General features: G+C 42.3%; 6 protein-coding genes. 1 reads left to right on the top strand and 5 read right to left on the bottom strand.

Annotation, left to right across the window (positions count from 1 at the left end; translation table 11 throughout):
- The first annotated feature begins 182 nt into the window (after nt 1–182).
- Nucleotides 183–335 carry a hypothetical protein gene (locus F6J94_RS27315; RefSeq protein WP_293046050.1) on the top strand — a complete coding sequence of 51 codons (153 nt, stop codon included), beginning with the start codon at nt 183–185 and terminating at the stop codon, nt 333–335.
- A gap of 24 nt (nt 336–359) precedes the next feature.
- Here F6J94_RS27315 and F6J94_RS27310 read toward each other — a convergent pair whose 3' ends face one another.
- From F6J94_RS27310 to F6J94_RS27290, 5 genes are all read right to left on the bottom strand, one after another.
- Nucleotides 360–542: a hypothetical protein gene (locus tag F6J94_RS27310; RefSeq protein WP_293046047.1), complete on the bottom strand. Its 183-nt coding sequence runs from the start codon at nt 540–542 to the stop codon at nt 360–362.
- A gap of 122 nt (nt 543–664) precedes the next feature.
- Nucleotides 665–3013, bottom strand: a complete 2349-nt coding sequence (locus tag F6J94_RS27305; RefSeq protein WP_293046044.1) for a hypothetical protein — start codon at nt 3011–3013, stop codon at nt 665–667.
- A 155-nt stretch (nt 3014–3168) separates the two neighbouring features.
- Entirely contained in the window at nt 3169–3957 is a 789-nt protein-coding gene (locus F6J94_RS27300) for an FkbM family methyltransferase (RefSeq protein WP_293046042.1), read from the bottom strand.
- A 265-nt stretch (nt 3958–4222) separates the two neighbouring features.
- Entirely contained in the window at nt 4223–5236 is a 1014-nt protein-coding gene (locus tag F6J94_RS27295) for a glycosyltransferase family 2 protein (RefSeq protein ID WP_293046039.1), read from the bottom strand.
- A gap of 314 nt (nt 5237–5550) precedes the next feature.
- The gene (locus F6J94_RS27290) at nt 5551–6564 is read right to left on the bottom strand and encodes a glycosyltransferase family 2 protein (protein ID WP_293046036.1); all 1014 of its coding nucleotides are present in this window, start codon (nt 6562–6564) and stop codon (nt 5551–5553) included.
- Between the last annotated feature and the right edge of the window lie 478 nt (nt 6565–7042).

The following is a 7042-nucleotide window of genomic DNA, read 5'->3' as shown; positions in this document are numbered from 1 at the left end:
AGGGAGTAGGGAGTAGGGAGTAGGGAGTAGGGAGTAGGGAGTAGGGAGTAGGGAGTAGGGAATAGGGAGTAGGGAGTAGGGAGTAGGGGTAAGAAAATTGACTTTACCTCATAAGTAGGAGAAACGCTCTAGTCAACTTTTAACTTTAGTAACTTATTAATAATTTAAGCGATCGCATCTTATTGAAGGTCAACCTTCAACCTACCCTACGGGAACGCCAAAGGCGAACAACCTTCAACCTACCCTACGGGAACGCCAAAGGCGAACAACCTTCAACCTTCAACCGACCCTACGGGAACGCCAAGGGCGAACAACCCTCCCTCAACCGACCCTAGGGGAACGCCAAGGGCGAACAGCCCTCAACCAAATTTGATAATCATGGCTTGCACCAGCTGAATAATTTCAAAGGTCACGAAGACGCTGAGAATAATTGTCACCAATTTATTCAGTATCGGTATGTTGCCATACCCAAACCAAGAAGCAACAAACTTGATTAACACCATACAAATGGCGCTAATGATTAAAAATTGCAGGATTGCCATAGTTTGATTCCCTGATTAACACGAAACGAGTCAGTAATTTAGTGTATTCCCTATTCAATAAGGATTACCCGAATTACAAGGAAAATTTTATAAAAATCTTAAGCAATCAATCAAAATTAATCCTAATGTGATCCATAGTATATTCCTCTACCATTGGTAGCAATAAAAACAAGTCCGAACTCCTGCTTACTCGCCTCCATCACACCAGGTCTATTGCCAATTGGTCGGGAGCGATCGCCCATCCGTGTCCACGTGCGTCCCATGTCAAGAGACTGGAATATTCCTGGTTCTTGGGCACGGCTTTTGGCTGACCTTCCTGAAGTCCCTCTAGCTTCCTGATTCCTAACCCCATTTCCGAGATTGGGAACATTTCCATCAATATTGCCATAAATATATAGTGCTGGAGTGTCGCTTCCCTGGGGTGCTTTACCAAAAGCAAATAGGTGAGCTCTGGTTACTGAAGGGACCTTAAGGAATGACTTACCACCATCGGTAGAGCGATAAAAACCCTTGCGGTCTAGACTCAGCCAAATTTCGCCCTTAACCCCTGGCACCGTTTTCAGGGAATGCCAACCTTCATTGCGAAGTGAATCATTGACAATTTGAAAGGATGAGCCGCCATCATTGGAACGATAGACTTTGCGTTTGGCATAGTAATAAAACGTGTTGCCATCTACAGGGTCTGCCGCTAAAGATTGAGACCAATTCCATGGACCACCCGGACCATTCGGTAATCCTGAAACCTTTTGCCAGGTCATCCCTCCATCCGTAGTGCGCAGGGGCTGACCTTGACTAACTGTCACAACAAATAAATTGGGGTTAGTAGCAGACATAGCCACCCGCATCGGCATCGTATTGTCTGGAAATGAGGCAAACTGTTGCCATGTCAGACCACCATCGGTGGAAGTAGCTCCAGTATAGGTTGAATTCCAGCGGTTACCACCAACCCGAACCATCTGCAAGGGTTTAGTTTCACAATAAGCAATACTATAGGTATCTTGGAATGACTTACCGGGCTCCCCCAGACCAAGTCGTTGAGACGGGTAAGTATCTAATCCTTGGTTATGGTAGAAACCATCCACATCCGCCACCCCACTTACCAGTATCGGACCACGGGGTGGTGAAACCAGAGTGAAGGGAACAACTTCCTCGTGTCCAGCGGCATAGTTAGTCCAAACAACGGGATTAGCATTAAGATCATCTGTCCGCCATACACCGTACCAATCCGTAAACCAAACTCTTCCCGGTACTTTCGGGTCAAACTCCATAGCTGCCATATGATTGGCAAAAAACTTCTTCGGCCACCAGGGAATAGTGTTGTTAGCAGAAGACTGCTGCTGTTTCCAGGTAGCGCCGCCATCCAGGGAACGGTAGAATTTAGTTTTTTGTGTGCGGTTGAGGGCAACTAAGATATCCTCAGGATTAGCAGGATTCACACTTACCGGACCAAAAATCCGATTAGATCCCCCTGGTTTCATAGTTTTCCAGACACCATTGCCATACTTGTGGACTCCAGGATTACTGGTACTGGTGACGTATAGGATGCTATTGTTTCCCACAGCCATACGATTGACTGTTTTTGGGCTACCAGCTACCTGAGTCCAGCTGACCCCAGAGTCAGTAGATTTGTAGATGCCATCTCCATAGGGAGAAGCATACACTAAGCCCGGTACCTGTTTATCAAAGACAATCGCTGTAATACCAATTTTGTTATCTGGTTTACCTGCAAAAGAGGTGACGTTTTCCCAGGTAGCACCAGCATCCGATGATTTCCAGAGTCCATCTTCTCTAGAGCCGAACAGGATAATATTGGAATTGAACGGATCAACAGCTAGTCTCTCTCCTAGCCATTTTTTCTTGTGGTTAGCCCCCATCTTGAGGTCTAGGTTCAACTTTGTCCAAGTTTGTCCTTTATCGGTAGATTTAAATAGTGTTCCTGGTTCAGCCCAGGGATATTTTCCAGCCGCAATATAGACAATAGTTGGATCATTCGGATCAACAGCCAGTGCTTCTCCTCCATAGTAATTACTCTGGGAGAGGGGAAAGTGTTCTGTAAGGGGAATCCAACGTTGCTTCGCCTCATCCCAACGATAGAAGCCACCAACATCAGTCCGAATATAAACTAAGTCTTGCTCCAGTGGATGGAGGTAAACACCAGTGACATAACCACCACCTCCGATCGCTACATTAGTTGTTCCGAGGCGAATGTTGGTCTGGTATTTCCGAGAGCTAACTACCTCAGCCTGTCCTGAATTGACTTTAACGATATCAGTGACCAATACAATTGACCCCAGCATCATCAAACTAGTCAGGATCATCAGTCCTAGAGTAACCCTTTGCCTAAACCAAAGGTTTGGTTGGGTAATAGCTCGAATCCGGTGATTGGGAATCCACTTACCCAGGTAAAGCCCAAGCGCAAAAATAAATAAGCCTAAAAGCACCCTGAGTGCGATCGCAAGCCAGTCAATCATATAAATAATAGATCAGCAACTTGGACAAGACTTACCCAGTCAATCTACTAGTAGGGTACTATAATAACCAACCGTACTATTTATAGCGATTTATAGGGTTTGTTGCCCAGTTTTTCCTAAGTCCTACAGAATGCTCCTGTGTTTTCTAGCGACCCCTAAGGCGTAGCAAAGAAATTCCAAGCAGAGTCTTCTTCACAGATTATCGTAAATTCCGTCTCACTGAGTGGAGCTAACCCCTGTAGCCAACTGTTAAGTTTAAAAATATTCAAACCACACTGGTTGACTAGCAAATCATACATCATACCTGGCGTTGTTTTATAATCAACCATGCCACTATGACCAAATTCAAATACTAGGTAAGGCTTGTGGGTTTTTAAGGTTCGGATAGCACCTTTGAAAACCTTAAAATCTGCTCCTTCTGCATCTACCTTAATGAAATTAACTTTGAAGTCAGGTTGAAGGATGTCATCAAGTGTTTGAGTTTTGATAGCAATGGATTCTGTTTGAGCATTGTTATAGCCCCAATAGCTGTAGTCTCTTTGTTTTAGACCACTGAGTGCTGGAGCATCAACAACATGCCAGAACGTGGTTTCTCCCTCTAAATCACTCAAGGCAATTTGCCTAACATGAACCTTTGAGAACCGTTTTTGCAGCCGAGTAGCCAGCCGGGGGAGCGGCTCGAAAGCATAGTGCTCACCGAGGGGAGCCAGTTGGCATATTTTTGTCAACACACTCCCCATGTTGCTACCCACATCGATACAGTTTGAGGATTTGTCTAAAATCCGCTTCATAATCTGATAGACATAGGTGTCATCTTGCCTGCTGGTCAGGATCTTTTGGCTGGGAGGCTTGATCAAATCAACAATACTTCTTGCCGCAGGCTCAAACGGTGTGCCAATCAATAACTCTTTCAGGTGAGTTTTTATGGTTAAAGGTAGATTCATTTTTTATTTTAGCCCCATATAAACCTCAGATTTTAGTTTATAGCAGAAACTAATGAGTGTTGAGGAGTTTTATATACAAATTTTTATAAAAGCTTTACAAAGTGTTTGTAAAGCACCCAGGGCCAACGCATCTAAATTCCAAAACCCTTATCCAGTAAGGATTTCATCAATTGATTAAAAACAGGACTAGATCGCTGAAATCCTCACCCCGCCAGCATGTACAAAAATAAGATGCGTTTGCCCTGGTCAAGCACCCTATTAAAAACTAAGCTTGCTCCTGAGAAATTCGGCGCTTTTGTGAAGCTCCTGTCGTTTTCAAAGCCACAGCTTCCATTTGCTGGTAAATAGTTTTAGGTAAAAGTCGGAGCAAATAAGCAGCAGCCCCGGTCAACAGAGTACGAAGCGGTTCCTCTAGCAAAATACGCCAGTAAGTCGCTAAAGCCTTATTAAACAATTCTGTTGCCATCAAGCCTTCGTTGATGCTGAGGGCACGTCGAGCACCAAACCGTAAATAATAGGCGCGGGCTGGGTTTTCACATTCAGCAATTACCTCTGGAGCATAGGCACGTGTTTTCTCAATCACCTTTTCTAGAGAGTTTATATGCTTGAGTATACTAGCTGAATGCCCTTGTGAATGAATACGATATAAAGTCAGCGCCTCTGGCAAACCTTCCATGTGCCAATCAGTTTTAATCGCCATGCGCAGCCAACATTCCACGTCTTCGATATTGTGCAATTCAGTATCAAAATAAGCATCCTCGGTAGCCTGCTCGTTTCGGGTTCGAATTGCTTCAAACACTTCTCGCCGAATCACTGGTGTTGAACCATTCCCAATGGGATTACGACACATGATATAATCTGTAGTTATATCTTTAGTTTTGGCTATTTGATAGATTCCTAACGGAGTTCCTGTTTCATCAATTAACGCAGAATAGCTAAAACTCACTCCTACATGGGGTGATGTTTCTAGATGCAAAACATGCTTTTCTAGCTTTTCTGGAACCCAGAGATCATCTCCATCTAAGAAAGCGATATACTCTCCTTGAGCATCGCGAATACCAGTGTTTCTTGCCGCTGATACTCCTTGGTTATCCTGACGAATAATTTTAATTCTAGGATCGTTAATTTGCTTACATATTTCGATACTGTTGTCAGGAGAGCCATCATCAATGAGTAGCAGCTCAAAATTTTTATAGGTTTGGGCGAGCACAGATTCTACTGTGGCTGCTATGTATTTTTCAACCTTATATACTGGAATAATTACCGATACTTTGTTCATAGTAGACTCAAACCTTGAAATTATTTAACCATGCTAGGAAGCAAAAGGTCAATAAAGATACGATCCAAAACTAGGGAAACGCTTATATAATAAGCTTATTTTATTATAGCGCTTTTTAAGCTAGTAAGGTACATTTTTTTTGCTTTTAGGGAGCAGGGACTGAGGCCGTGGCCCACGCGGGGCGCTTTCGTAGCAGAGAGCAGTAAAGTCGGAAGAGGAAAGAGGTAAAAAGTTTTGTGTACCTCATTAGGCTAAAAACCTCTATATAAGGTTTTTGAATTTTGAATTTTGAATTTTGAATTCCGCGAGCGGTACTAGTTTTGGACAAGAGGCTGTTTTTTAACATTTTTGAGCAGCTTAGAGACAAGCAATTCAATTTGAGCATATAAAGACTTCGGTAATAACCAAAGCATATAAGCGGCTATTAAGGTTAAGATTGTTCGCCGTGGCTGTTCTAGTAGGATAAGCCAGTGATTGGATAATGAGCGATGTATAAGTGTCACAGCATCTGAACCTACTTTAAGACGAACCGCACTCCTAGCCAAGTACCGCAATTGGTAAGCCCTAGAAATGTTTTCCCATCGGCTGGTCACTGTGGGAGCATAGGAACGGGTCTTTTCAATCATTTGTTCCAAGGACTCGAACTGTTTGAAGAGATTGGCTGACAACCCTTGTGTATTAATTCGATACAGGGTTAGTGCTTCAAGTATTCCCTCAATTTTCCAGTCAGTTTGAATAGCGATGCGAAGCCAACATTCAATATCTTCAGCACGACGGAAGTTTTCATCAAAGTAATAATCTTCTGTAGAGCCGTAAAGATTATCCTGATACTTAATTGTGTCAAATACTTCGCGACGAACTACAGCAGCCGAACCGTTCCCGATCGGACTCTCTTGAAACAAATCAGATATAGTAATATTAGTGAGCTTAGGCATTAGATAGGCACCCATAAAATTTCCAGCTTCATCAATCAAAGCAGAACGGCTAAAACTAATCCCGATATCTGGGAATTTTTCTAAGTGTTCAATATGTCTTTCCAGTTTCTGAGGCAACCACAAATCGTCTCCATCTAAAAACGCTAAATAATCTCCTTTGGCATGGCGAATTCCTGTATTACGCGCTCCAGCAAGTCCCCGATTATTTTGGTTAATAATCTTAATTCTGGTATCGGAGAATTGCCGACAAATGTTTACACTTTGATCGGGAGATTCATCGTCAATAATCAACAGTTCAAAGTTTTGATAAGTCTGGTTGAGAACTGACTGTACTGCGCTAGCAATATACTTTTCAACTCCGTATACTGGGATAATTATCGAAACAGTTTTCATAGGGTAAAATTTCTGAGGGTGTGACAGGTTTGCTATAAGTTTTATCTGGTCTAGATTTCGGTAATCAATTTACAAAACTTATCAACCAGATTTTTCTTAAACTTGGACGAAAAAATAATCAGGGATTGATTTATCAATAATTCCAACTATGCTTCTTTTGTATATGTATTGTTTTGTCTATGTATAGTTGAGAATTCACTGTAAGCTTAAACCTCAAGCTGGCAAGTACTTTGGGGCGCTGGTCGCCCCCGACATAAATTTTATTAGTTTTTGTTTTATAGTTTTATAGTTATCAATTTTTGTCTAATAATTTTTGTTTAATTGTATAATATATTTTCCGGTAGCATTGGTAGTATATACGACAGCTAGATAAGACAGTGAACGTCAAAATTAGGCAATTAAGCCATATCATGATTTTAAGATGCCATCCCTGTCAGCTTATAGAAAAGCGATAAAACCAGACTTTATAGAAGTAAGA

Source organism: Moorena sp. SIO1F2 (genome assembly GCF_010672755.1).
GTDB lineage: Bacteria > Cyanobacteriota > Cyanobacteriia > Cyanobacteriales > Coleofasciculaceae > Moorena.
The sequence above is the reverse complement of the archived record's forward strand: the minus strand, read 5'-3'. Positions and strand labels throughout refer to the sequence as shown.